The 25,469-nt window shown below is 66.1% G+C and carries 23 protein-coding genes and 1 tRNA gene; 16 read left to right on the forward strand and 8 right to left on the reverse strand.

Translation table 11 applies throughout. The annotated features are described in order from the left end of the window. Window positions 1-29: 29 nt before the first annotated feature. Window positions 30-1,160, forward strand: a complete 1,131-nt coding sequence (locus HZS55_RS20335) for a hypothetical protein (protein WP_179909366.1) — start codon at window positions 30-32, stop codon at window positions 1,158-1,160. Window positions 1,161-1,201: 41 nt separating this feature from the next. Here HZS55_RS20335 and HZS55_RS20340 read toward each other — a convergent pair whose 3' ends face one another. Continuing rightward, window positions 1,202-2,200, reverse strand: a complete 999-nt coding sequence (locus tag HZS55_RS20340) for a glutathione S-transferase family protein (protein ID WP_179909367.1) — start codon at window positions 2,198-2,200, stop codon at window positions 1,202-1,204. A 134-nt stretch (window positions 2,201-2,334) separates the two neighbouring features. Between HZS55_RS20340 and HZS55_RS20345 the strand changes: the two genes are divergently transcribed. From HZS55_RS20345 to HZS55_RS20355, 3 genes are all read left to right on the forward strand, one after another. After that, the gene (locus tag HZS55_RS20345; protein ID WP_179909368.1) at window positions 2,335-4,515 is read left to right on the forward strand and encodes a restriction endonuclease; all 2,181 of its coding nucleotides are present in this window, start codon (window positions 2,335-2,337) and stop codon (window positions 4,513-4,515) included. Window positions 4,516-4,641: 126 nt separating this feature from the next. Further along, the gene (locus HZS55_RS20350) at window positions 4,642-5,172 is read left to right on the forward strand and encodes a 50S ribosomal protein L16 (protein WP_179909369.1); all 531 of its coding nucleotides are present in this window, start codon (window positions 4,642-4,644) and stop codon (window positions 5,170-5,172) included. Between the two features lie 166 nt (window positions 5,173-5,338). Further along, entirely contained in the window at window positions 5,339-6,202 is an 864-nt protein-coding gene (locus HZS55_RS20355) for an ATP-grasp domain-containing protein (RefSeq protein WP_179909370.1), read from the forward strand. 6 nt (window positions 6,203-6,208) lie between these two features. On the opposite strand, the gene HZS55_RS20360 is transcribed toward HZS55_RS20355, so the two are convergent. Continuing rightward, window positions 6,209-6,715: a macro domain-containing protein gene (locus tag HZS55_RS20360; protein WP_179909371.1), complete on the reverse strand. Its 507-nt coding sequence runs from the start codon at window positions 6,713-6,715 to the stop codon at window positions 6,209-6,211. A gap of 101 nt (window positions 6,716-6,816) precedes the next feature. Here HZS55_RS20360 and HZS55_RS20365 point away from each other — a divergent pair. From HZS55_RS20365 to HZS55_RS20400, 8 genes are all read left to right on the forward strand, one after another. Then, window positions 6,817-6,891 (forward strand) — tRNA-Ile (locus HZS55_RS20365). Between the two features lie 172 nt (window positions 6,892-7,063). Further along, window positions 7,064-7,300: a hypothetical protein gene (locus tag HZS55_RS20370; protein WP_179909372.1), complete on the forward strand. Its 237-nt coding sequence runs from the start codon at window positions 7,064-7,066 to the stop codon at window positions 7,298-7,300. After that, window positions 7,297-7,497: a sigma factor-like helix-turn-helix DNA-binding protein gene (locus tag HZS55_RS20375; RefSeq protein WP_179909373.1), complete on the forward strand. Its 201-nt coding sequence runs from the start codon at window positions 7,297-7,299 to the stop codon at window positions 7,495-7,497. Before HZS55_RS20370 ends, HZS55_RS20375 begins: the two co-directional genes overlap by 4 nt. Window positions 7,498-7,619: 122 nt before the next feature. Then, complete coding sequence (locus HZS55_RS20380; protein ID WP_179909374.1) at window positions 7,620-8,363, forward strand: deazapurine DNA modification protein DpdA family protein; 744 nt, start codon at window positions 7,620-7,622, stop codon at window positions 8,361-8,363. Window positions 8,364-8,495: 132 nt separating this feature from the next. Continuing rightward, complete coding sequence (locus tag HZS55_RS20385; RefSeq protein WP_179909375.1) at window positions 8,496-10,136, forward strand: DUF7845 domain-containing protein; 1,641 nt, start codon at window positions 8,496-8,498, stop codon at window positions 10,134-10,136. A gap of 314 nt (window positions 10,137-10,450) precedes the next feature. Continuing rightward, window positions 10,451-11,044 carry a hypothetical protein gene (locus HZS55_RS20390; RefSeq protein ID WP_179909376.1) on the forward strand — a complete coding sequence of 198 codons (594 nt, stop codon included), beginning with the start codon at window positions 10,451-10,453 and terminating at the stop codon, window positions 11,042-11,044. Window positions 11,045-11,096: 52 nt separating this feature from the next. After that, complete coding sequence (locus tag HZS55_RS20395) at window positions 11,097-12,764, forward strand: SMC family protein (RefSeq protein WP_179909377.1); 1,668 nt, start codon at window positions 11,097-11,099, stop codon at window positions 12,762-12,764. 1 nt (window position 12,765) lies between these two features. Further along, on the forward strand, window positions 12,766-13,242 hold the full coding sequence (locus HZS55_RS20400) for a hypothetical protein (protein ID WP_179909378.1): 477 nt from the start codon (window positions 12,766-12,768) through the stop codon (window positions 13,240-13,242). A 741-nt stretch (window positions 13,243-13,983) separates the two neighbouring features. Here the strand turns inward: HZS55_RS20400 and HZS55_RS20405 are convergent. Then, window positions 13,984-14,259 carry an ArsR family transcriptional regulator gene (locus HZS55_RS20405; protein WP_179911937.1) on the reverse strand — a complete coding sequence of 92 codons (276 nt, stop codon included), beginning with the start codon at window positions 14,257-14,259 and terminating at the stop codon, window positions 13,984-13,986. Window positions 14,260-14,897: 638 nt separating this feature from the next. On the opposite strand from HZS55_RS20405, the gene HZS55_RS20410 reads away from it, so the two are divergent. Next, window positions 14,898-15,875 carry a tyrosine-type recombinase/integrase gene (locus tag HZS55_RS20410; RefSeq protein WP_179911938.1) on the forward strand — a complete coding sequence of 326 codons (978 nt, stop codon included), beginning with the start codon at window positions 14,898-14,900 and terminating at the stop codon, window positions 15,873-15,875. Between the two features lie 258 nt (window positions 15,876-16,133). On the opposite strand, the gene HZS55_RS20415 is transcribed toward HZS55_RS20410, so the two are convergent. From HZS55_RS20415 to gcvT, 3 genes are all read right to left on the reverse strand, one after another. Continuing rightward, on the reverse strand, window positions 16,134-16,496 hold the full coding sequence (locus HZS55_RS20415; RefSeq protein WP_179909379.1) for a hypothetical protein: 363 nt from the start codon (window positions 16,494-16,496) through the stop codon (window positions 16,134-16,136). Window positions 16,497-16,834: 338 nt separating this feature from the next. Continuing rightward, window positions 16,835-17,218: a glycine cleavage system protein GcvH gene (gcvH, locus tag HZS55_RS20420; protein ID WP_179909380.1), complete on the reverse strand. Its 384-nt coding sequence runs from the start codon at window positions 17,216-17,218 to the stop codon at window positions 16,835-16,837. Further along, complete coding sequence (gene gcvT, locus HZS55_RS20425; RefSeq protein ID WP_179909381.1) at window positions 17,215-18,309, reverse strand: glycine cleavage system aminomethyltransferase GcvT; 1,095 nt, start codon at window positions 18,307-18,309, stop codon at window positions 17,215-17,217. The genes gcvH and gcvT overlap by 4 nt, the downstream gene beginning before the upstream one ends. Window positions 18,310-18,683: 374 nt before the next feature. Between gcvT and HZS55_RS20430 the strand changes: the two genes are divergently transcribed. After that, the gene (locus HZS55_RS20430) at window positions 18,684-21,281 is read left to right on the forward strand and encodes an MMPL family transporter (RefSeq protein ID WP_218927245.1); all 2,598 of its coding nucleotides are present in this window, start codon (window positions 18,684-18,686) and stop codon (window positions 21,279-21,281) included. 22 nt (window positions 21,282-21,303) lie between these two features. Here the strand turns inward: HZS55_RS20430 and HZS55_RS20435 are convergent, their stop codons facing one another. Both HZS55_RS20435 and HZS55_RS20440 read right to left on the reverse strand, forming a co-directional pair. Further along, window positions 21,304-22,776, reverse strand: a complete 1,473-nt coding sequence (locus HZS55_RS20435) for an aryl-sulfate sulfotransferase (RefSeq protein ID WP_179909382.1) — start codon at window positions 22,774-22,776, stop codon at window positions 21,304-21,306. A gap of 85 nt (window positions 22,777-22,861) precedes the next feature. Then, entirely contained in the window at window positions 22,862-23,689 is an 828-nt protein-coding gene (locus HZS55_RS20440) for an ATP-binding cassette domain-containing protein (protein WP_179909383.1), read from the reverse strand. 90 nt (window positions 23,690-23,779) lie between these two features. Here HZS55_RS20440 and HZS55_RS20445 point away from each other — a divergent pair, with 90 nt between their 5' ends. Both HZS55_RS20445 and HZS55_RS20450 read left to right on the forward strand, forming a co-directional pair. Further along, window positions 23,780-24,304 (forward strand): NYN domain-containing protein, encoded by a 525-nt coding sequence (locus HZS55_RS20445; RefSeq protein ID WP_246308315.1) that lies wholly within the window; start codon window positions 23,780-23,782, stop codon window positions 24,302-24,304. Between the two features lie 279 nt (window positions 24,305-24,583). Beyond that, a complete protein-coding gene (locus tag HZS55_RS20450) occupies window positions 24,584-25,468 on the forward strand; it encodes a CAP domain-containing protein (RefSeq protein WP_179909384.1) in 885 nt (294 codons plus the stop codon). Window position 25,469 lies beyond the last annotated feature (1 nt).

A 25,469-nucleotide genomic window follows, 5' to 3' on the forward strand; every position in this document is an offset into this window, starting at 1 on the left:
AATCCGGTCGGGGCGGCGTAGACGAGGGCATGAGTGAACAGCGACCGCCCGGCGACCGCCGGGACGAGTCCGTTCGCGACGGCGGGAGGGAGTCGGCGCCGTCGGCGGTGGGGGGCGGCGACGACACCGACCCGGCGGTGGGGGGCGGCGACGACACCGACCCGGCGGTGACGGGGGCGGCGACCGCCGACCGCGACTCGCGGCCGACCGCCCGAGACCCGCCGTCCGGGATCGACGGCGGCGAGCGCGACGCCGCGGCCGGCGACGGGGCCGACGAGCGCGGGGCCGGCCCGCTCGCGACCGCCGTCGAGGACGCGACGACCGTCGAACCGTGGACGCCCGCCTCGCCGACGGGCCACGAGGCCGCGTCCGTCCGGCGGCACCTCCGGCGCGACGAGTCGCTACAGGCCGTCGACGCCGCCAGACTGCTCGGCGACGGCGGCGGCCGGGCGGCGGTCGGCCTCAGCGACGACCGCCTCCTCGCCGTCACCGACGACGGCCTCCTGAGCGTCGGGCTCGACCGGCTGGCGGCGGTCCGCAGCTCCGTCGACTCGACGCTGGGACTGCGCGGCCGCGACGCCCGCTTGCTCGGCGGCGTCGGCTATCTCTGTTCGGTGGTCGCGTTCCTCGGCGTCCTCGGGACGGCCGCCGAGCCGCTGACGCCGTCGCTCGCACTGGCCGCCGTCGGGGGCGCGCTCGCCGCCGACCACGTCCGCCGGGAGGGCGTCGCCCCGGACGGGCGGACGCTGACCGATCGACTCCGCCGCTTCGACCCGCTCGACACCCTCGCCGACGCGCTCGGCGGGCTCGAACGCCGCGTCCGCGGCAGCGCCGGCGACGACCCGCTGGGTCGCTGGGGCGCGGCCGCGCTCGCGGTCGGCCCGTTCGCGACGCTCGTCGCGCTGGAGGGGAGCGTCCTCCCGCCGCTGTTCGCGCTGGCGACGGTCGCGTGCTTCGGGCTGGTCGTCTACGCCGTGCGCAACGGCGACGAGTTCGACGGGACGGAAGTGGTCCGACGACGCCGCCGGACGGTCACCGCGACGTTCGACGACGGCAGCGCCCTCGCCCTTCGCACCCACCCCGAATCGCCGCTCGACCGCGAACTCGCGGCCCGCGTCGGCGAACTGTCGCGGCGTCCGGTCTCGGGCGAGGACGACTGACCGAGCCGCTCATCGGCGGGAGAGAGCGACCCTCGGGCGGGTCACGCGAGCGGCAGCAGTTCCGTGGGGAGACTGCCCGGCAGTTCGTCGCGGTCGTGTTCGGCGTCGAAGTGCAGGTCCGGCCCGCGGGCGACCAGCCGCTTGGGGTTGACGTCCGGGTGGGTCGTGTAGTAGTGCTCCTTGATGTGGTCCATGTTCACCGTCTCGGCGACGCCCGGCGTCTGGTAGAGGTCGCGCAGGTACGGCCAGAGGTTGTCGTACTCGTGGATCGCTCTGACGTTGCACTTGAAGTGGGTGTGGTACACCTCGTCGAAGCGGACCAGCGTCGTGAACATGCAGATGTCCGCCTCGGTCAGGCGGTCGCCGGCGAGGTAGCGCTGGTCGGCCAGCACCTCGTCGTAGTGGTCCAGGGCGTCGAACAGCTCGTCGACGGCCTCGTCGTAGGCCGCCTGCGAGCCGGCGAAGCCGGCCCGATACACGCCGTTGTTGATCGGGTCGTAGATGTCGTCGATGATCTCGTCGACCGTCTGGCGGTACCCCTCGGGATAGAGGTCCACGTCGCGCTCGGCCACGTCGTCGAACTCCGTGTCGAGCATCCGCAGGATCTCCTCGGACTCGTTGTTGACGATGGTCTCCGCTTTCCCGTCCCACAGGACCGGGACCGTCACGCGACAGGTCGCGTCCGGGTCCGCTTCCTGGTAGACCTCCCGGAGGTAGTCGCTCCCGTTGACCGTGTCTGGCGTACACCCCGCCTTCTCGGGGGTGAACTGCCAGCCACCGTCGTCGCGGTAGGGGTCGACGATATCGACCGAGATCGCGTCTTCGAGGCCCTTCAGCGACCGGATCAGCAGGGTCCGGTGAGCCCACGGGCAGGCGTAGGAGACGTAGAGGTGGTACCGACCGGCCTCGGGCTGAAAGCGCGCGTCGGGGTCGTCCGCGACGCGGTCGCGGAAGGTCGTCTCCCCGCGCTCGAACTCCCCGTCTTCGTTCGTGTATTCGTCGATGTCCGTCCGCCACTCGCCGTCGACGAGTTTGTTCATAGGCGTCCGTTGGGTCGCGAGCGGGAAAAGGTCCCCAGTGGCGCGCGGGTAACCGGACGGTCGTCCGGCGGACCGACGCAAGCGTTTAGTATCACCCTGTCGATGGCTACGCCAGTCACGCGCGGTGCGGGGGAATGAAACACGTCATCGAAGTCGAGAACGGGGACGCACAGGTGCTCACGGAGACGGGGAGCGGCGGCCTGATCGGTCGGGGGCTCCTGCACGACCGCCCGCTCGCCGAGTACGTCGAGCCGGCCGAGACCCCCAGGTTCGTCGTCCGGAACAGGAAACGGGGATTCGTCGTCGAAGAGGCGGACGGCGGAGCGAGCGACGAGCCGGTCGAGACCGGGCAGGTCGCGCCCGACGGCGACCACAGCGCGGCGGCGCTGGTGACGGACGGTCGGGTGCTGTTCGCCGTCGGCCGCGCCGACGGGGACCGCACGCGGTCGGTGCCGCTGGACGAGGTGGTCGACGCCCGCACGGAGGCGGGGTTGCGCAACGCGACGCTCGTCCTCGACACCGTCGCGGGGGCGCAGTACCGGTTCCCCTCGCGGGGCGACCTGGACGCGGTCAGGGAGTTCGTCGACGCCGCCGCGGGGGTCTGGTCGCGCGCTGAGCGCCACCTCGAAGCCGCCGAGGAGACGCTCGACCGCGTCGAGCGGGCCTTCGAGGCCGGTGACGTGGACGTGGTGCTGGCGGCGGTCGGCGACGTGCGCGCGACGCTCGACGCCGCTCGCGAGACGGCGGCGTCGCTGGACGGCGCCGCGGCGTCGGTGGACGACCGCATCGAGGCCTACCGCGAGCGGTTGCGCGCCTACGAGCGCCGCGCCTACGCCGAACAGGCCGAGCAGGCCCGCGAGCGCGGCCACACCCGCTGGGACGACGACGCCTACGAGACGGCCGCCGACCACTTCGAGCGGGCGGCCGACAGCTACGCGGCGGCGCTGTCGGTCGACGCCGACCGGCCGAGCGACGAGTCGATCGAGCGCCGGCGGACGAACCTCGACGCCGAGCGCGAGCGCCTGGCCGCCGCGCCGCTCGAACGCGCCGAGCAGGCGGTCGAAGTCGCCCGGTCGACCGACGACACCGAGGTCGCCGTCACGTGGTGGGTGCGGGCGCTGGAGCGGTACGAACGGCTCCGCGCGCTCGACTGGGGACGGGACGACCCCCGTTTCGACGGCGACCGCGAGGCGGTTCGCGAGCGACTCGCCACCGTCGCCGAGGCGCTGGTCGACGCGCGCTGTGAGCGCGCCCGACGGGCGCTCGACGCCGCCGACGGGGCGCCTCCCGCGGCGGCCGCGGCCGCCTGCGACCGCGCCGAGTCCTCGCTCGACGCCGCTCGGGCGGTCGCCCGCGAACGGGTCCCCGACGCGCTCGACGCCGTCGAGGACCTCGACGACCGACTCGCCGCCCGCCGACCCGATCCGTCCGCGACCGACCGCGACGATACCGACGACACCGACGCCGCGACCGTCGTCGTCCCGCCCGAAGCGGCCGACGGGGACGCGAGCGACGACGGCGAGGGCGAGACGGAGCCCCGTTCCGAGACGAGCGTCGAACCCGACGGCGACGCGGGGACCGACGGGACGGAGACCGACGACGGGGCCGGCTCGGCGGACAGCGAGTGGACGCTCGCCGACGACGGGACGGACGACGAGTGGCTGAGCGCCGAGCGAACGGCCACGTCGACCGCCGCCGACGGGTCCGCCGCCGAGGCGGTCGCGGACGCGGTCGCCGACGCGTCCGAGGCCGAAGTGGTCGCGGACGCCGCCGACGCGGCCGACGCCGTCCTCGGGAGCGGAACCGGCGATGGCGACCGGGCGGACGACGCGGACGGGAGGGACGCCGAAGACGACTCGAACGACGGCGAGACGAGTGACGAACGCGACGGCGGTGACGGGGTCGACACCGCGGACGGGTGGACGCCCGCGGCACTGGCGGGCCTCGATACCGACGGGTTCAGGCGGGTCGTCGCCGAGTGCTTCGGGGCGACCGGGTGGACGGTCGACGCGGTCGACGACGCGGTCGACCTCCGCGCGAGGGCCCCGGGTCCGGCGGACGTACGCGCGGGCGTCCTCGCCGTCCACGCGGACGCCGCGTCGACGGTCGACGGGTCGGCGGTCGAGCGCCTCGCTGGCGCGGTCGAGCGCGACGGCGACCTCGACGCGGCGGTGGTCGTCGCCGGCGCGACGCTCCCCCGGACAGCCCGCGAGCGCGCCGAGGACACCGGCGTAGCGGTGGTCACACCCGGTGCGCTGGTCGACGAACTCGACGGCCACGAGGTCTCGGTCCCCCGCGACGGAGCCGAGCGGTGAGCGACTGCGACGACACGGGGCGAGGCGGCCCCGACGAACCGAGGGCGGCGAGTGCGACGCGTTCGCACGAGGTCGAGCGGGTTCGAAGGCTTTATCCACCCGCTCGGACTCGTTTACGGCAAGACTATGTCGGACAAACCTGCCTCGATGTACCGGGACATCGACAAGCCCGCGTACACCCGACGGGAGTACATCACGGGTATTCCCGGTTCGAAGATCGCACAGCACCAGATGGGCGACAAGAACGCGGACGGCGACGACTACCCGGTCCAGATCAGCCTCGTCGTCGAGGAGTCGGTCCAGCTCCGCCACGGCTCGATGGAGGCCTCCCGGCTCTCGGCCAACCGCCACCTGATCAAGGAGTTCGGCGAGGGCAACTACAAGATGGTCCTCCGGAAGTTCCCCCATCAGGTCATCCGAGAGAACAAGCAGGCGACCGGTGCGGGTGCGGACCGCGTCTCCGACGGCATGCGCCAGGCGTTCGGCAAGATCGTCGGCACCGCCGCCCGCATCCAGGCCGGCGAGCGCCTCTTCACGGCCTACTGCGACGTCGACCAGGCCGAGGAAGTCAAGGAGGCCTACCGCCGCGCGTACAACAAGATCACTCCGCCCTGCCGCATCAAGGTCGAACGCGGCAATGAACTGCTGATCCGGTAACGCAGTCTTCCTCTCGGTTTCTTCCCGTCGCGAGTGACGAGTTCGAGCGGACTCGTCGGGCGTCGACCGGCGGCGCCCGCCGCCCTCGTCATTCGCGACCACGGGTCCCACACGCGCGACCGCTGGTAGCGGAGGGGCTAAGTGGGACTCGTCGCAACGGACGGGCATGCTCCGGCTGGCGGTCGCCACGAACGCCGAAACGTACGAGCGGATGGGCGGGCCGCTCGGCGACCGCGGCATCGACGTCGACCACGTCCGCACCCGCGAGCGGACGGTCCACCTGACCGACCCCCCGTGGGACGACTTCGACGCCGGGTTCGTCTTCCCGCCGCGCCTGATGGAGGGCGGCGTCGCCGACGCCGCGCTGGGCGTCCCCTGGGTCAACGACCGCGAGGCGATCCTCCGCTCGCGCAACAAAGCGGGCGTCGTCGCCCGTCTGGCCGCCGCCGACGTGCCCGTCCCCGAGACGGTCGTGGTCTCGAACCCCGTCGACGAGTCCGAGGTCGTCGCCGCCTTCGAGCGGCTGGACCCGCCGGTCGTCGTCAAGCCCAACTCCACGACCCGCGGCGTCGGTGTCGCGAAGGCGAGCGATCTGGACTCGCTGCTCGGCGTCGTCGACTACCTCGACCTCGTCCACGACTTCCGGGCCACCGGCGACAAGTCCTTCCTCCTCCAGGAGTACCTCCCCGGCGCGACCGACTACCGCGTGATGGTGCTCGACGGCGAGTACGTCGGCGCGGTCGAGCGACGGCTCCCCGACGACGCGCTCGCGGCGGGCCAGTGGAAGCACAACGTCCACCGCGGCGCCCAAGCGAGCCGCGTCGATCTCGACCCGGAACTCCGCGAGCTGGCCGAGCGGACCGCCGACGCGCTCGACATCCCCTTCCTCGGCGTCGACCTGCTCGTCACGGACGAGCGGCGGGTCGTCAACGAGACCAACGCCCGCCCCACCATCGACGACGCCGAGAAGTACGCCGACGGCTTCTGGGACGATCTGGCCGATCTGGTCCGTCGGACCGCCGACGAGTAGTCGATATCAGTCCCGACCGTCCGCGGCGACCCGCTCCAGCTCGGCGAACTCCTCGTCGGAGTAGGCGATCACCCGCACGTCCGAGAGCCCGTCCGCCTCGTAGCCGTCGATGGCTTCGCAGACGATCCGCGCTCCTTCGGCGAACGCGAAGCCGGCGGCGCCGGTACCGAGGACGGGAACGACGACCGACTCGCAGCCCAACTCGTCGGCGCGGGCGAGCGCGTTGCGCGTCGCGTCGGCGATCGACTGTTCGGTGGCGCGGCCGTCGCCGTAGTGGGGCATCGCGGCGGCGTGGATCACGTGGTCGGCGTCGAGCGCGTAGGCGTCGGTGACGGCCACGGCGCCCAGATCGACCGGTCCCTCGGCCATCGCGTCCTCGTTGATCGGCCCGCCCGCCGCGCGGCGGAGCGCGCCGGCGACGCCGCTGCCCATCCGCAGGCTCGTCCCCGCCGCGTTGACCAGCGCGTCGGCCGACTGGGCCGCGATGTCGCCCTGAACAGTGTCGAACTGCACGTCCGGAGCTCGGAGCGCGAACGGCTAAAAGGCGTCCCCGGGCCGTGGGGCGCGCGAACCCGGTAGGCTAAAGGGCTGGCACCCAAAATCGTGGGACGCGAGGGCCCGTATCTCAGTCTGGTTAGAGAGAGCGGCTCATAACCGCTTCGTCCTTGGTTCAAATCCGAGCGGGCCCACTCAACTTCTCGGCGTTCTGTGTCCGTACAGAATCGTCTCCTATAGCCGCTCGGGAGGTGATTTTCAGGCGCTAAGTGGAATCGAGAGCGGCCCGCTCAAATCGGAGTCCAACCAAGAGCTAACCGGCCACCTCTCACGTCCGGCGGTTACCGTAGCCGGAGGTGATGCGGCATGAGCCGCTCACACCCCGATGCGGATGGGAAAGACGTGCCCGAGACGGCCGTTCGGAACCGCTCGCAGTGGGCGGACACGCTCCACCGGCCGGACCCGGACAGTGACGAGCCAAAGCCGGCGTGCGTCGAGCCGGATTACCGAGAGGACGCGGACTTCACGGACGTTCCCGTCGCGGCATATCCGCACTACAAGCTCTGCGGGAACCCGGAGTGTTTCGGGAGTGAGTGGTGGTGACGTTCCAGTCGTCGCTGTTCCACTACGAAGAAGACCTATCGCCGCTCTCTGAAGCCGAGAGAGAGGTGTACGAGGCGGTTGAACAGGACGGTTACGGGATGCGCGAGTACGCCCGTAAGACCGGGCGTTCGCCCGGCACCGTCGGGAACCTGCTCCGCCGCGCTCGCCGCCGTCTCGACGGGGGTGAGCACGCGTGAGCGACGGGCGAGATCTTGCTTCGACCGAGCAAGAGTTCTGGGCCGGTGCGGCCAGTGGTTCCTCGCGGAAGATGCTGGCCCGGGCCCAGCGGTGGCTCGAAGGCCCCCGACCGTCGCGGATCATGGTCAACTACCAGACCATGCTGAACGGGCGGGACTCCCGCTGGCGGGACTACGACCTGTTCATCGACCCCGGCGCCTACTCGATGTTCGCCCCGCCCGAGAATGGCGGCCAGGGTCTCGCCGAGTACCCCGAATCGACGGAGTTGTACCTCCAGGCCATTGGGACGCTCCAGCCCGCGAAGTACGCCTGGCGGGATTACGTCTGCGAGGACGACGTACGGAAGTTCCACGATTGGAGTGTCCACGAACAGCAACAGCGGACTCTGGAAGCGCATATCGAGTGTGCGGAGCTACACGATATCCTCGATATCAGCGCCGAACCCGTTGCTGTGGTGCAGGGCTGGGAACCCGAGGATTACCAGCGACACGCGGAACTACTCCGTGATCACGATTTGGTGACTGAGCGGGTCGGCATCGGAACGATGTGCGGCCGGGACGACGTGGAAGTCTGCGAGGAGATCGTCGCTGCCGTCCGCGAGGTACTCCCCGACGTAGAGTTGCACGCGTTCGGATTGGACAAGCGGTGCTACGACAGCGAATTCATCATCGGCGAGATCACTTCGACGGACTCGTTGGCGTACTGCTACCGGTATCAGCGACCCGCCGGGTGGACTCGGTGGGAGTACATCTTCAAGCTCTATCTGGACCACCGTGCCGCCTGGGACGACGCGGTCGGAGGCACCGAGTACCAGTCTCGTGAGAACCGCGATCGCGGGCAGTCTTCACTGGAGGGGTTCGCGTGACCGGGTTCGTCCGAGCGTCCCGACTCTACGACGTAGAGGCGGGCGAGCGTGTCCGCTGGGACTGGAGCGGTCAGCAACCAATTGCCGAGAGTGAGCGCCGTGTCGAGCGCGCGGTAACGGAGGGTGCCGGGGATGCGGGCGGTTGATCCCTCTTGGCACGAGTACGCGGCGAACCTCCTGTTCGCGGAGGACGGTCTGGGGCCGTACTTCGCCGCGGACGCTCGGGTCAAAGACGGCGGGGGGAGCCAACACGCCCGCTTCGAGGTGGCCGGCGAGTCATGGGTCGTGAAGCTCTACTATCAAGATTCCGGCATCGTCCATCCCGGCCCATCTACGCCCACGGGGACGGAGTTCCGCCTGGATGAAATTCGGGAGTTCCGCCTACACGTCGCCCGAGACTCCGGCGAGGACCCGGTCGGCGAGCAGAGCTTCAACGCGCATCTCGCGCCGCGCTGGCAGGGGATGCAAGTCGAGAGCGACGACGGGCAACGCTTCGAGATGGACGTGCCCGACGAGATGGACGAGGGCGTGAACGTCCGCATCCAGGGGAGCAACATCAACGCGTTCCGATACTCCCGCCTGCTGAAGCGCGCCGCCGAAGCGGTCGGGATCTCGATGGGATACTTCGAGAACCCACTGGAGTTCAGCAACACCCAGGACGCCGAGCGGTACGTCCGGGTTCACACGGACGAGAGCGGCCCCGTCCACGCCCGCGACGGCCCGGTAGCGACGATGGGCCACTTGCTCGAAGACGACCGCACCGGATACCGCAAGATCGTGCAGAACGACGACGACGAACACGGGCGCAACCTCCCTGGCTACTATCACACGGTAACGCTCGGTCCTCAGCGCGTCCGAGAGGCGTTCCCCTCGCACGAGTTGCCCGTGGAGGTCAAGCACTACTACTCCCGCGAGGCGCTCGCTCGGGACCCAGACGATCCCCTGGCGCACCCGAAGGTCGGTGTGTCGTATCAGGTGAGTCGCTGGGACGATACGCTCGGCGCCGATGAGGAAGCGCTGGCACAGCTCGAACGCGAGTTAGACCGGGTACTCCATGCGGTACTTATCGACGCCGGTCTGGACGTAGCGCCCGACCACGGGAGCGGCCCGTTCGTCGAGGATGCGTACTTCGACGCAGAGGTGAGCGACGGCTTCGAGGAGCCGCCGACGCTGGACATGGCGCACATCCACCACGAACAGGAGAGCGTCGTGTTGAAGCACGTCAAGGACGGCCTCTCACCGGTCCAGTGGGAATCGCTGGAAGTCCTGGTTACCGACGGTGGTGAAGTGGCCCCGGCCGATATCGCGGAACAGAAGGACCGACACGTCGATAGCGTCCGCGACGCGCTCCGGAAGATGGACGAACTCGTGGAGCGCGAGTACGGGAGCGTGTCGCTCCGGTCGACCTACGTCGCCGAACTGGTTCACGACGCCGTACAGCGGGCGGAGGAAGCCCTGAGAGACGCCGCGTCGGCGACGGCGAAGGCCCTGGAAGCGGCCGAGCGGGGTTTGGACGAACGGACAAGCGCGCTGCTGGCGTTCTGCGACCGCTACGACATCGATTACCGGGACAAGGGCGACGCGCGGATGAAGATCCGCTTCGGCGAGTTGGACCCCGATGAGGACCCCTCGCCGGCGTTCCTGGCGAAGCAGGCCTTCTCGATGTGGACCGACGCGAAGCAAGACGCCGAGCGGTTTCGCTCTGCCGTGGTGAAGTGGACACGACCGGGCGGAGAGAACTGTCGGGTGGACGCCTGGCGGCTACTGGCGTAGCGGTCGGCCGCCCGCGGGCCGGGAAGGTCCCGGTTCGCGGGTAGTGGCGACGCTCTCGAAGTCTCTATTTTCCGGGTATTTTCGCCTGGTTTGCGGGGTGTAGGCCGGGGTGCTGGGGGAGATCGATGGCGTCGAGCCGGGGAGCGATGGGCTGTGGGCGATGGGCTGTAGCCACCGCCCGAACGGAAACCCGACCTGGGCGGTCGCGTTTCCACTTAGGGGTGTGGCTAAGGCCACATCATCAAAATACACCGCATACCTCTGAAACCCATATGGTTTTACAAGCACTTGATGCAATACATCCATCCTGAATTATGAATAGCCTTCAGTCTCTCAAAGAGCATTCTCCCGGAGTCCTGTTTTTATTGACATATAGCAGTATTATAGGATTCACAGAGTTTGCGTCTACCCCTCCGAAAATTCTACTGTTCGGCATTCTGTTGCCCGTGATATCTGTTGTCGGTATCTCAGAGGCAGTAACCAGTTACCTAATTAAAGAATTCTACGAGCCTGTTGGAGTGGAATCCTATCTTGAGGCTCTCGATATCGTTTCTGAAGACGAAGAAGCATTACAGGAGATCGACGACAGGGCTATCCTTGATCAACTGCCCCACGACTCAGAAGACGTAGTATCAGTCTCTGAGACAAATGTTGAGCTTTTCAATAAAGTTCCCGGCGAAGTTTACGATCCGATTGACAAACGGATCCGTGGTGAAGTTACAACGCTCATTTGTTGTCTATTGATTGGACTTTCTGCTCCTGTTGTTGGACACTTCTACTACAACCAAATTATCGCACTAGGGGGGATCCTACTGACTATTTTAGCGTTGGCAACAGCTTTACATTACTACAATGATCTAATAGAGATCATCCAGTACTCACCTAAACGGGTCAAACATGAGAATTAATTCGCTGTCAATCTATGACTTTGCTCGGGAAGAATTCACCTTCGGAGGGAGTGTGGAGATCCCCCAAACTGATGGGGAAGACTGGTTGATAAAAGGTGAAAATCAGAGTGGAAAAACGCTCACATTTAACGCAATCAGGTACGCAATTTTAGGCGATACAATAAGTCTGCAGACGGGGCACGGTAATTCTGTAGAATCAGAGTTAACTAATGGAACTAAGATTCATCGGAAGGAATCCGGCCTGTCAGTAAAAACAGAAAGTGAGGGAGAATTTGGGCCAGAGACCGGTGAAGAGGTTATATCGGGTGCGATTGGGAAGCGAAATCTAGTTGGCCTAAGCTTCATCCATTCTCATTTTGATCAACTACCTCTAGAAAAGCTAAATCGGCCGAAGAGGATTGAGGTCATTTTAAAATCAACGGACAAGGGGCTAGCTGAGGAAATTGAATCTGAGAAAAAAGAACTAGAGAGGATTGAATCGCAGATCGATGAAATGGAGAGCGACAGAACTGCATTGAGCAGCAAAATCTCAGACCGGAAATCTTTGATCACGGAGCTTGAGAGGCAAAAAGAAAATTGGGAAGAGGTATTGAGATTAGCCGAAAGAGACGATCTGAGGGCAATAAGCGAAACACTAAGAGAACATCCTGATTTAGAGCAGAAAATAAATGACTGCATCTCTAGGAGAAACAGTCTTCAAACCGACCTTCAGGAATTAAGGAACGAAAAATCAGTAGCGGAAGACAGAGATCGAGAAATAGATGAATTAATTCTAGATGCCATGGACGAATTCATTTGTCCAGTATGTGATGGAAGGGTGGGAAAAGGAAAATCGAAAAATAGACTGAGTAGTGGCTGTTGTCCATTCTGCAATCGTGAACGCGATCTAGAGAAAGTCCGCCAAGACCTCAAAGATGAACAGAATGTAACAGAGAAGGACTTAGACGAGATCAGTGAAGAGATCCAAGAATTGGAGGAAGAACTCGAAGGTACGACTGAAAAGATTGAATCGCTGAAGCAGGAACGAGAGGAGTTAGATGAAGTTAACAATAAAGTAATAGATGTTCTCCATGACTACGATCATGAGATAGATGAAATCATAGATATTGCGAGAGAGAGGGTGGCAAATATCGAATCAAAATTAGGTGAATATGGTGATATGGTGATCTCTTTAGAGGAAAGAAAAGCCGATAAAGTCGCTGAAATTGAGGAATTAGAATCATTGAAAAGGTCAAGTATGGAACAATTGCGCGAGTTGGAAGAGGAGTCTGCCGAGCGAAATATCGAAAACTTTCGGCAAAAGTGGCAGGATTATCACTCCAAGCTGGCTCCCGATCTTGCCCGTGAAATCAAAATTCGAAGAGAAGGGGGACAAAGAGGAGAAATCGCGCTTATCGATGATGGGGGTCGTAACAGACTATATGATCGGAGAGGTGACCTAAGTGATGCAGAAATTGTTCTCCTGAATATCTCGTTTGTCTGTACAATCCTCGATAAAGCTTCTAAGATTGGAGAAATCGATTGGGAGGTTTTGGTATTAGATGAACCCTTTGCACGCCTTGATCCTCAAGTAAAACAGAAATCTCTTGATTTCCTTGTAGAGACGCCTTTTCAGATAATTCTCACTTCCTCGGATCCGGAAGTCTGGAAAGAATTCCAGGCATCGGAGACTACGGAGCTAACTAGACAACAGCAATCAGAACTAAGCCAGTTCTCATAATATGTCCGAAGAAAGCCAAGATCCGTTAAATGAAGAAGAAGCACGAATTCACCCTAGGATTTTGCTTCTTGATGAATTTGGCGGCGAGATAATCAGCAAACAGAAGTATTTCAAATCTTTATACCACTATCGCGAAGAAGTTGATGATATCGGGATCGAGGAGTGGCCGTTCCAGCACAAATCGTTCGGACCGACAGAAGAAGGGTTGTCTAAGATATTAAAGACATATGATGATTGTGGGTTGGTAGTCGTAGAGAAAACAGATGAATACTATGTCTACAAGCAGACTGAGAAGGGATCAAGGTTTGCAGAGGGACTGCGCAGGGGACTTCGAATGCTAAGAAAAGACTACACAAAAGAGAGGGAGAAATCACTAGAGCTTGTTGCTAAACTTGATAAAGATCGTTCAGGGAGCGAAATAGCTGATGATATCGACATTCAAAAGAAGAAGTCTGAGCCTTTCGGTATTGATCAATAGAATTCTTGTATAATCGTATACTATTCTAATTACTGGTTTATAGGGTCTACCAATATCCCAGGACGAGAAGCATTCGCACGTCGCGCGCCTTATATATAGACTCCTCTGGCCACTTTCGAGCGCGGCCCATGGCGTGCGTCGCTCGCCATCGAGGCGAGCGGACGCGATGGGCTGTAAAGGGGAGGCGGTAGACGCCGACAGATAGACACTCGCTTGCGGTCTGGTGATTTTCTGTCGAACAGTGTCGATGAAAATTCGTCGTTCATCACTCTAATTGGGGTATAGTGTCGGCGGAATCGGTTAGAGTGGATACCTGCTGTCGGTGATTAATATAGGGGGGACGGTTTCCGTTTACATCTTTCCACCCCTCCGCTGTCTCTCGATTACTGGTTGCTCGATGGAAAGTAGATCTGCGGCTCCTAACTGACCTTCCTCGGCATACCGATTGATTCGCCATCGACAAGCCCTCTTAGTGGAGAGTTATACGGTTTCACACCTGAGAAGGCCACCCGAATCGGGGGTTCTGCGATGCGACCCCCAGCGGTCGCGCGTCGAGAGAAGCGTTTGACGCGATATGCACACGAACGAGATCGCGCCGTGTGCATATTCGAGCCTGAATCGACCACGAGGGAGGAGTATCGGCTACTGTAGACAATGGGCTGAGATGGGCTTTAAGAAAAAGTAGCTCTCCAGTTGCTCGCTCTGACCGGAAATGAGGTGTCGTGTGTACGAGATACGAACCTATTGTTCGTCCAGATATCGACCGAAATCGTCCACCTCGTCGTATTCATCGCGGTGTTGGAGTGCCAGTACGCCGCGCTCCGTGATCTCGTACAGTCCCGAGTTCTCTGCGGGACCGACCTTCTCGACCAGGCCGAAGTCTTCCAGCACCGGGAGTCGGTTATTGATGTTCTTCCGACTCTTGTCGGTGTGGTGTTCCAAGTTCGGTGCTACGTTCCGACCGTGTTCGTTCAGAGCTTCGAGGATCAGGAAGTCAGTAGGCTGTACGAGGCGCACGTTTTGGACCTTGTTGCACATCTCCATTGCCATCGGTAATCAGTCTACTTTAGTCCATTAGTAATTGCTTACAATAAGTGTGGATAGGAATTGCCAACGGTAATTACAAGTAGCTACTGCCTAAATCGTGCTGGCAGAGCGAGACACCCGCCGCTGGGGAAGTTGGTCAGAGTGAGGAGGGTGCCGCCAGCCGAGGAGGTTCCCCGCCGGCTGGGTGCCGCTCTTGCGAGCGAACACATGCACAGGGAACGCCCGCCACATCAAAAGTCAGGTGACGTACAGAATTGCCCGCGACCCGGTTTCACTTTCACCGCCGATATAGCGAAAATTCGGGGGACGGGTCTGGTTACCAACTACTTTCACTTTCACCACACGCGTCTGGATGAACTCTTTTACAAGGGCGACAGAACGTGCCGACTGGCTCGTGGTCGCCCGCCGCAGATGCCGAACCTGTCCAAAGTGCGGGCATCTGCGGTGTGCGTCCACGGTGCCCCCAACAGAGTGAGGTACACCATGCGATGGAATCAGCGGTACGACCGTAAGCCTGCGCATTGCGCCGAAAGTAATCAGTCTGATAGTCGGAGGTGGGCCGCGTGAGCAACGGTCTGGAGGCGATGGCTCCAGACGCCGCGCTCGATATGTATCTGGAAACGCGGCGCGGCGAAGCGTCCGATAACACGCTCCAGAGCCACAAGTATCGAATCGGCAAGTTCGTGGAGTGGTGCGAGGAGGAGAACATCACGAACCTGAACGACCTGAGCGGCCGGGATCTTCACACGTTCCGGGTGTGGCGGCGCGAGGAAGGGGATCTGAAGATGGTTACCCTCCGCGGGCAATTATCCACGCTCCGGTCGTTCCTCCGGTTCTGTGCGTCGGTGAACGCGGTGCCGGAGGGCCTTCGCTCGAAGGTGATGCTCCCAACCGTCAGCACCGACGAACAGGTGAGCGACACGTCCCTTGACGCCGCGAGGGCCGAGAACATCCTGGCCTATCTCGACCGGTATCAGTACGCATCCCGGCAACACGTCATCATACTCACGCTGTGGCACACGGGGATGCGAGTCGGTGCGCTTCGAGCGCTCGACTTGGACGACTGCCAGCTCGATACGCGCTCCCCTGGCATCGAGTTGGTTCACCGGCCAGAACAGGACACTCCGCTCAAGAACAAGGAGCGGGGTGAGCGGTGGGTCGCTCTTTCGGAGCGTATCGCTCGGGTGCTACAGGATTACATCGAGGGACCCCGTGAGGATGTGACCGACGACTACGGGCGCGAACCCTTGGTGACGACAAGCCACGGCCGCCCGACCACTTCCACCCTTCGGGACGCGATTTACTGCGTCACTCGCCCATGTGCGGTCGGCGAGGGGTGCCCGCACGACCGCGACCCGGACGACTGCGACGCTACCCACATCCACCGGGCGAGTACGTGCCCGTCAAGCCGGTCACCCCATGACGTTCGGAGCGGGGCGATTACCGCCCACCTCTTGGAGGACGTTCCGCACGAGATCGTGAGCGACCGGATGGACGTGAGCCGGAAGGTGCTGGACAAGCACTACGACCGGCGCACGAAACGCGAGAAGATGGAACAGCGACGCGACTACCTCCCAGACAACTGAAACAGACATGACCGCAAGCAAGGCTTACGTTTCGACTCGAATGCATCGACTAGCAAATACTAACGTCCCGAGCGGGCCCACTCTTCTGCGAGGAGCGGACGCGATGAGCGAAGAGTGGAGCGCACGGATTTGAAGTAGACCTGACGCGCACAGCGAAGCGAGCACGTCAGGGCGTGGTTCACAATCCGGGCGGGCCCACTCGAACTTAAGCGAACACGACCGCCCCTGATCGTTTGCGACCGCCACATCCCGGCGAGATCACTTGTACGATTCGCCGGGTGCCTCCGCGGCGGCGTCCTCCAGGCGGGCCCGGACCGCCCGCTCCGGATCGACGAGCGCCAGCGTATCCTCGTCCTCGTCGTAGGTCACGATGCCGGCCGCCTCCATCGGGGGAATGCGTTCCTCGACGAGTTCTGCACGGACCGTATCGAGGGTGATCGCGTCGATCGTCTCGCCGTCGCTGGCGGCCTTGAACCGGGCGGCCTCGTTGACCAGCAACACCATCCCGCGTTCGCCGTCCGACTGTTCGAGGAGCGTCCGGACGACCAACCGAGCGAGCGGGTGGTCCAGGCCGTCGTCGCGGTCCCGCGAGAGCCAGCCGTCTTCCTGCGATCCATCCATGCGGTGGGTGAGCGCTGCCCGGTAATAACGGTATCTCCCGAACCCCCTCGGAAGACGGACGGTCGCCTCGAACGCCACTTCGGGTCGCGCTTCACGGCGTCCGGTCGGCGTCGACCCGCCGAGCGGTGTGGGACAACCCGTCGACGCCGTGACCGACCGGTTTTAGTCGGGCGCTGGAGGCTCGCGAAGCCCCTTTTCCCGTCGCTCCCACCGTCGGCGATCGCTCACCTCGCGGATTCGGTATCGCGGAATAGAGTTTACGACACCGGTCTCGAACGATGGACACCCGCCGCTGTCGGGAGTGAGAGCGACCGTCGCTGGCGGTGAAAACGAGGGTTTCAGGCGATCTGGTCGCGGTACTCCTCGGCCGAAAGCAAGTCGTCGAGTTCGGACTCGTCGCTCAGTTGGACTTCGATCAGCCAGCCGTCGCCGTAGGGGTCCTCGTTGACGAGTTCGGGGCGGTCGGCCAGGTCGTCGTTGGCGGCGACGACGGTGCCCGAGACGGGGGCGTAGATGTCGGAGACGGCCTTGATCGACTCGACGACGCCGAAGTCCTCGCCGGCGGTGAGCGCGTCGCCCTCGTTCGGGAGGTCGACGAAGACCACGTCGCCGAGTTCGTCCTGAGCGAACTCGGAGATACCGATGCGCACACTGGTGTCGTCGACCCGTGCCCACTCGTGGGAGTCGAGATAGCGCAGGTCGTCGGGAACGTCGAAGCTCATCTATCGAGGAATGGGGTCGCGGTGGTACGTGCTTTCTTCGGTTCGCCCCGCACTTCGACGCGGACCGATTCGTCGAGGCCCACGCCGACGGGCAGGTACGCCAGGCCGATCCCACGGCCCAGCGTCGGACTCATCGTCCCGCTGGTGATCTCGCCGAGGCGCTCGCCGTCGGTCGACGCCACGGGATAGCCCGCCCGCGGGACCCCGCGGTCGACCAGTTCGATCCCCCGCAGCTTCTCGTCGACGCCCTCCACGTCGACCCCTTCCAGCGCGTCGCGACCGACGAACTCGCTGTCCAGGTCGACGGCGAAGCCGATGCCCGCCTCGTAGGGGTTGCGCGGGTTCTCCTCGGGGTCGAAGTCCTGCCCCGAGAGGAGAAATCCCATCTCCAGCCGGAGCGTGTCCCGTGCGCCGAGCCCGCAGGGCGGGCAGTCCAGCGCCGACCAGACCGTCTCGGCCTCGTCCCAGGGGTAGATCAGCTCGTAGCCGGGTTCGCCGGTGTAGCCGGTCCGGGAGACGAGCGTCTCGACGCCCGCCACGTCTCCGACCGTCGTCTCGAACCGACCCAGCTCGCCCAGATCGGCGTCCGTCTCGGCCGCGAGGAGCTCCCGGGCGTCGGGACCCTGGAGGGCGACCATCGCGAACGACTCCGTTCGGTTCTCCACGGTGGCGTCGAGCTCCCACGACTCGCGGTGGTCGACCCAGCGGTCGGCCATCTCGTCGTCGTGACCGGCGTTCGGAACCACCAGATAGTCGGCGTCGACCGACCACGCCTCGGGCGGGCGGTAGACGACGGTGTCGTCGAGCATCGCACCGCGGTCGTCGGTGACCGCGGCGTAGTTCGACTCGCCCGGGTCGAGGTCGGCCACGTCGTTGGTCACCAGCCGGTTCGTCAGTCGGCGGGCGTCGGGGCCGGAGACGGTCAGTTGGCTCATGTGCGACACGTCGAAGCGACCCACCGACTCGCGGACCGCCTCGTGTTCCGCCCGGATGGAGTCGAACTCGACGGGCATCTCCCACCCGCCGAACTCGGTCAGCGTCGCGCCGCTCGCCTCGTGAGCCGCCGTGAGCGGCGGCTGTCTGAGCGTCATACCCCGATTTCCGCCCGCCAGCGACGTAACGTTGTCGTCGCCCGCGTGCGCGCTCGCGAGCCACGGCTTCGCCCGCGCCACCCCCAGCGTCCGATGCCACCAACCGAATATCGCTATATCGAATACCGCCTCCGGCTTCGCACGCTCGCGACCGCGTCGCGGGGACCGGCTCGCAGCGGAGAGGCTCGCCCGGCCGTTTGCCGGTCGGTTTCGCACAGTTTCCGACCCGGAAACCGTGATCCCTTTTATATGTCCTATCGGGCTGTCGTGTCGAACGCGATGGTTCCCGAACCGCACCCACGCCGAATCGCCCTCCCGCCCGGCCAGCGCGAACCGCCGGGCGGCGCACCGCGCGCGCCCGCGGAGGTGGCGCCGTGAGCCGCTTCGACCGCCCGTTCCGGTTCGTCACGGAGCACAACCTCGTCGTGCTCCTGCTCATGCTGCTGGTGACCGCCGGCGTCGTCGCCGGGATCGGCCAGCTAGAGACCCAGAGCCGGATGAACGGCTCCGACGCGGTCGGCGACACGGAGGTCGCACAGAAACTCGACTACATCCGGGCGAACTACGGAGCGAACGACAGCGAGTCGAACGCCACGTCGGTCAGCCCCGCACCGGTCTACGTCCGCAGCGACGGCGGGAACGCCCTCTCGAAGGCCGCCCTGCTGGACTCGCTTTCGTTCCAGCGCCAGGTGGTCGACAACGAGTCGGTCGCCGCCGCACTCGGCGACCGGGAGCCGTTCGGCGTCGCGAACCTCGTCGCGAAGCGGCTCGCGGGGAGTCCCGCCGCCTCCCTCGCCGACCAGGTCGCCGCGCTCGAATCGGCGAGCGCGACCGAGGTCGAACGCGCCGTCGAGTCGACGGCCACCGAGAACTCCTCGGCCGCCGCGTTGCTCCCCAGCGACTACGAGCCGGGGACGGCGACCGCCGAGAGCCGTCGAGTGCTGTTCGAATTCGAGAGCGCCGACGACGGCGACGCCGCGGCCGAACGGCGTACCGCCGCGACCGCCGCGCTGTACGAAGCGGCCCGGGACCGCTCGGGCCCCGAGTACTTCACGCTCGGCGAGCACGCGGCCGCGACGGCCAACGCCAACTACAGTCAGCAGATGATCGAGCTGATCCTCCCGGTCGCGCTGCTGGCCATCCTGTCGGTGCTCGCGTTCGCCTACCGCGACCTGGTGGACGTGATCGTCGGGTTCACCGGCGTCGTCCTCTCGGTGCTGTGGATGTTCGGCATCCTCGGCTGGATGGGGATCCCCGCCGGGTTCACGCTCATCATCGGTCCCGTCCTCGTCGTCGGCCTCAGCGTCGACTACGGGTTGCACGTGTTCACGCGCTACCGCGAGGAGCGCGAGGCGCGGAGCGCCTCGCGGGAGCAAACGGGGAGCGCGCGGCGCGACACGACCCGTGAGCAACGCGGTGACGGCGAGGAGATCCGCGAGCCGATGGCCCGCGGGCTCTCGTCGGTCGCCGTCGCGCTCGGGCTGGTGACGCTGACGGCCGCGGTCGGGTTCATGTCGAACATCACGAACGAGTTCGGCGTCATCAGGCAGCTGTCGATCGGCATCACGCTGGGCGTCGTCTCGACGTTCGTCGTCTCGCTGACGCTCGTCCCGGCGCTGAAGGTGACCGTCGACCGCCTGCTCGAACGCGTGGGCCTCGACCGTCGCAAGCAGCCCCTCGGCGAGACCCGTCTGATCGAACCGCTGCTCGGGAGCGGCGTCCGCCTCGCCAAGCGGGCCGCGCCCGTCGTGATCGTCCTCGCCCTCGTCGCCGGGTCGGCCGGCGCCGTCGCGTGGACGGATCTCGACCGCCAGTCGGTCCAGCAGAACCAGGACGACATCGCCGACTGGAAGCAGGATCTGCCCGGGCCGCTCGCCTGGGAGACGAGCGAGTTCGACGCCCTGTCCGCCTACGTCGACGACAACTACCGCGCCGCCGACGAGGACGCCCGCAGCCGGTCGCAGGTGTTGCTGGAGGGCGACGTGACCTCGCCGGCCGCGCTCGCCGCCGTCCGGACCGTCCACGACCGCGCGGCCGAGGAAGGAGCGGTGTTCCAGCGGGCGGGCTCGGTCCCGGCCGTCTCGCCGCTGTCGGTGATGGGATCGGTCGCCGCCGGAGACGACGAGTTCGCGGCGACGCTCGCCGAGGCCGACACCGACGGCGACGGCGTCCCCGACCGGAACGTCGAGAACGTCTACGACGCGTTCTACGCCGCCGCGCCCGAGCAGGCGAGTCGGGTGGTCGAGCGCACGGACGACGAGTACCAGTCGCTTCGGGTCGTCGTCCCGATCGCCGAGAGCGCGACCATCGCCGAGCAGGCCGACGCCATGCAAGCGGTCGCCGGGGGCGTGAGCGCCGACGGTGTCGACGCCACCGCGGTCGGCACCGGGACGCTCAACGAGGCCGAGCTGTCCCAGACCACCGACAGCATCCTCACGACGCTGGTGGTCGCGCTCGCCGCCGTCGCCGTCCTGCTGACGCTCATCTACCGGCTCGCCACCGGGAGCGCGACCCTCGGCGCGGTGACGGGCGTCCCCATCGTCCTCGTGACCGCGCTGGTCGTCGGCGCGATGTACCTGCTCGCGATCCCGCTGACGCTGCTGACCTCGCTGTTGCTCAGCCTCGTCGTCGGGCTCGGTATCGACTACAACATCCACGTCAGCGACCGGTTCGCCCAGGAACTGGAACGGGGCCGGACCGTCACCGGCGCGCTGCGGACGGCGGTGACCGGCACCGGCGGCGCGTTGCTGGGCAGCACCCTCACCTCCGTCGGGGCGTTCAGCGCCCTGCTGCTCCACCCCCACCCGCAGATCACGAGCTTCGGGGCGCTCGTCGTCGTCGCCCTCTCGCTGTCGTTCGTCGTCGCCGTGTTCGTCCTCCCCAGCCTGTTGCTGGTGTGGGCCGACTACGGCAGCGTCGACGCGGTCCGCAGCGAATCCCCGGCCCGCGAGGGGCCGATGGCACAGGACTGACCCGACCCCCGGACTCCCCCGTTCAGTTCTGCCGCGAGCGCGCGACCGCGCCGACGACCGCCGCGACGACCGCACCGACCGCGAGCACGGTGCCGAGCGGCGACGGTCCGGAGCCCGAGGTGGGCGTCCCGAGCACGCTGTCGCCGTTCGAGTTCGACTCGGTGTCGTCGCCGTCGCCGCCGTCGGCTCCGTCGCTCACGGTCCCCGCTCGGTCACTCTCGGTTTCGTCGCCCTCGGTCGCGGTCGGCGACGCCCCGACGGCACCCACGTCCTCCTCGGGGATCAGCCGCGAGCTCTCGAATCCGGTGAGGTAGTCGTAGCAGGCCTCGATGTCGGCGGTGTCGAAGTCGGCGCCGCCGGTCGATTCGACGACGCCGCCCTCGCCGATATCGGCCATCGTCGGACCGGTCGACTCGTCGCCGGTGCCCACGCGCTCGACGTCGTAGGGCTGGTACGGCGAGTACACCTCCCAGACCACCTCGCCGTCGGGCGTCACCTCGACGATGCGGTGGGCCCGCCGGTCGGCGATCAGCGTGTTGCCGTTCGGCAGCCGGTCGGCGTCGCGAGGCTCGCTCAGCCTGCCGCCCCGAACCGCCCACGTCCGGTTCCACGAGTCGCCCTCGCGCTCGTACTCGACGACGCGGTCGTTGAGGCTGTCGGCGACCAGCACGGTCGCGTTGCCGCCCTCGCTACCGAGGTAGTCGGGGTTGTGCTGCTCGTGGAGGATCGAGGTGTCGTCGTCCTCGCCGAGCGTCCACTCGACCTCCTTCGTCTCGCGATCGATGGCGACCACCTTGTCGAAGTTGCGGACCGAGACCATGACGACGCCGTCGCGGATCTGCTCGACGTCGTTGTTGTGGGTCCAGTCGCCGCCGAACTCGCCGCCGCCCGACTCGGGGTAGTGCTCGCTGTAGTTGGCGAAGTAGTACTCCCAGGTGACCCGCTCCTGGGTGAGGTTGTAGATCAGCACGCGGTCCTCGCCGTCCCGGCTCATGTCGTTCATGAGGAGTTCGTCGCCGTTGATCAGGTCCACGTCGTGGGTGTCGTAGGCGTTCTCGAAGCGGCGTTCCGAGACGTGCTCGCCCGTCTCGGGGTCGATCTCCTCGATCAGCGTGTCCCGGCTGTCGGTCGTCGCCTGGAGGATATTGCCGTTGTCGAGCACGTCGATGTCGTAGCTCCACCAGCGGCCGGCCGCCGTGTCGTTGTGGACGCCGACGATCGACCCGTTCGGCCGAGCGCCGACGACCATCGCGGAGGTCTTCTCGCCGCCGCGGGCGCCCTGGATCGAGAACAGGGTCGACCGCTCGGGCGTTCGTTCCATCGTTCCGACGCAGGGATTCGACGCCTGTTGGAGGCCGGTCGCCCCGAGGTCGACGGCGGGCGCGGCGCCCGCGCCGGAGCGGTCGCCGGCCGTCGCGACGCCGCCGGTGGCGCCTGCGACCGGGACCGCCAGCAGCAGCGCGACGAACAGAGTAGAGAGGACGGTTCTGCGCATCTGCCACGAGTATCGACCGAGGCGGTTAACTCGGTTACGACTCCCAGCGGAGTCGCCACCGACCGCGACGGCGACCCCGATACCGCTACGGCGACCCGCGGTAGAACTCGACCAGCCGTCGCGTGTGGGGATGGGTCGGGTCGTCGAGTACCCGGTCGGTCGACCCGGCTTCGACGACGTGGCCGTCGTGCAGGACCGCAAGCCGGTCGGCGAGCGTCGCCAGCGCCGGGAGTTCGGTCCCGAGCGCGACGAGTGTGGGACCGCCGGCGCCGGTGGCCCCGCCGCCGGTTCCGACCGCCGATTCGAAGCTACCCAGGCGGTCGCCACGGGCGAGGTGGGCGACCGCGGCCGGGCAGTCGTCGACGACCAGCACCGCGGGGTCGGCCAACGCCGCCCGTGCGAGGTCCGCGAGCTGGGTCGCGGCGGCGTTCAGTTCTCGGGCGCGCGCGTCGAGCACGCGGTCGGCGTCGAGGCCCACCGCCGAGAGCAGCCGCTCGGCTCGCGCCTCGTCGGTTCCGGTCGCTCGGAGCGCCGGCCGGAACTGCCCGCGGAGCGTCGAGGTGGGGTCGAACCCACCCGCGTCGCCGCCGACGACGGCGACCGCCTCGCGGCGGAACCGCTCGCGTTCGGCGTCGTCGAGGTCGAAGACCGAGACCGGGTCGCCGCCCTCCGGGCGGTAGCCGACCGACCCGGAGACGCGAGCCGACGCCGGGAACCCGTCGACCAGCGCCCGCGCGAGCGTCGTCTTTCCGCTCGCGCCGTCGCCGACGACCGCCAGTCGATCGCCGCGCTCGACGGCCAGGTCCAGTCGGTCGAGGACCTCGTCGCCGCCGTACGCGACCGAGAGGCGTTCGACGGCGAGGACCGGGTCGTCGGGTTCGTCGACGGGGGCGTCGACCGGCGCGGCGACCATCGTGGCACGACGTTCGGGCTTCGGCCATCTATGGGTTCCGGCGGTTCCCCGAAGCGTCACGCCTATACTCGGCGGTGGGGAATCGCGGGTATGAGCTGGCTGCGGGGGCTGTTCGGCGACGGCGAGTCGGCGGGCGCGGACGACCCGAGCGATGCGACCGCCGCGGGCGCGACCGGGAACGACCGCGACGCTCGCGGGCACGACCAGCCGCGGGTGGGGCTGTTCGTCGACGGGCCGAACGTCCTGCGCGAGGAGTTCGACGTGGACCTGGACGACGTGCGGGACGCGGCCGAGCGCTACGGCCACCTCGCGTTCGGGCGCCTCTACCTGAACGAGAACGCGCCGGCGGGGCTGATCCAGGCCGCCGAAGCGCGGGGGTTCGAGGTCGTCTCGACGAGCGGCGACGTGGACGTGAAACTCGGCGTCGACGCGACGGCGGCGACCGTCGAGGAATCGATCGACGTGCTCGTCGTCGCCTCCCGGGATACGGACTTCAAGCCGGTGCTGGAGGCGGCCGCCGAGCGCGGGCTGGCGACCATCGCCGTCGCGCCCGGCGAACACGGCCGCTCGGACGCGCTCCGCAACACCGCCCACGAGTCGATCACGCTGGAGTAGCGGCGGGCCGACCCGACCCCCTGGCCCACCGGCCGTAGTACAACAGTTAACTCGGCGGGGGCGCATCGGTCGGTATGCGCAGGATCGACGGTCGGAAACTCGCGGCCGGGCTGGTGACGGCGCTACTGGTCGGACTCCTCGTCGGATACGTCCTCGCGGTGGTCCTCTGACCCGCGGGGTCGCCCCACCGCGCCGACCGGGCGCCCCGCGGCCGGTCTCGCGTTCAAGGCGTGATAATCGGGGCCGAGTCTTTAACCGGGCGAGCGGAAATCGTCGGACATGCTCCGGATCGACGGACGCGTGCTCGCCGCGTCCGTGCTCGGCGTCTTCCTCGTCGGCGCCATCGTCGGATTCGCGGTCGGCGGCGGAAGCGGGCAGCCCGGCGGCCCGACGACGCCGACCGACGCCGGGCCGGGCGACGGCGCCGCGCCGACGCCGACGCCCTCGCCGGTTCCGACGCCGACGGGGACGGCCCTCCCGACGACTGCGGCGACCGCTTCGCCGACCGCCTTCCCGACGGCGACGCCCCCGTCCACTCCGACGGCGACGCCCTCGCCGGTTCCGACGCCGACGACGACTCTCGCGCCGACGGTGACGTCCGAACCGACGCCGACGGCCACGCGGACGCCGACCCTGATCCGCCGGTTCGACACCGCGGAGATCGAGCGACAGCTGCGACGGCTGATCAACGACTGGCGGGAGGACCGGGGACTCGAACCGTTCGGCTACCCCGACGGGACGGTCGTCCGGAAACTCGACCGGATGGCGACCGCTCACAGCGTCGACATGGCCGACCTGGGCGAGACGGTCCACCGGATCGACAACCGCTCCAGCGCAGGCCGCTACCGCGCCGCCGAGCTCTTCGAGACCTGCCAGTTCAAGAAGAGCGACGCACAGTACATCGTGACGCCGACGCGCAACCGCCTGGAGGTGCTGGGCAAGACCTACGCCGGGAAATCCTACCGGGGGCCGAACGGCACTCGCTACAACGAGAACGAGTCGATGGTCGCGCGAGCGGTCTTCGAGAACTGGCGGACCGACTCGGTGTTCCGCGACCGGCTCGCGTACGCCAACGCCACCCGGATCGGCATCGGCATCGAGACCACGGAGCGAAACGAGGTGTACGTGGCCGGGAACCTCTGTGGCGTCTACGGGAGCGCGTAAC

This window comes from Halosimplex rubrum (genome assembly GCF_013415885.1).
Classification (GTDB): Archaea; Halobacteriota; Halobacteria; order Halobacteriales; family Haloarculaceae; genus Halosimplex; species Halosimplex rubrum.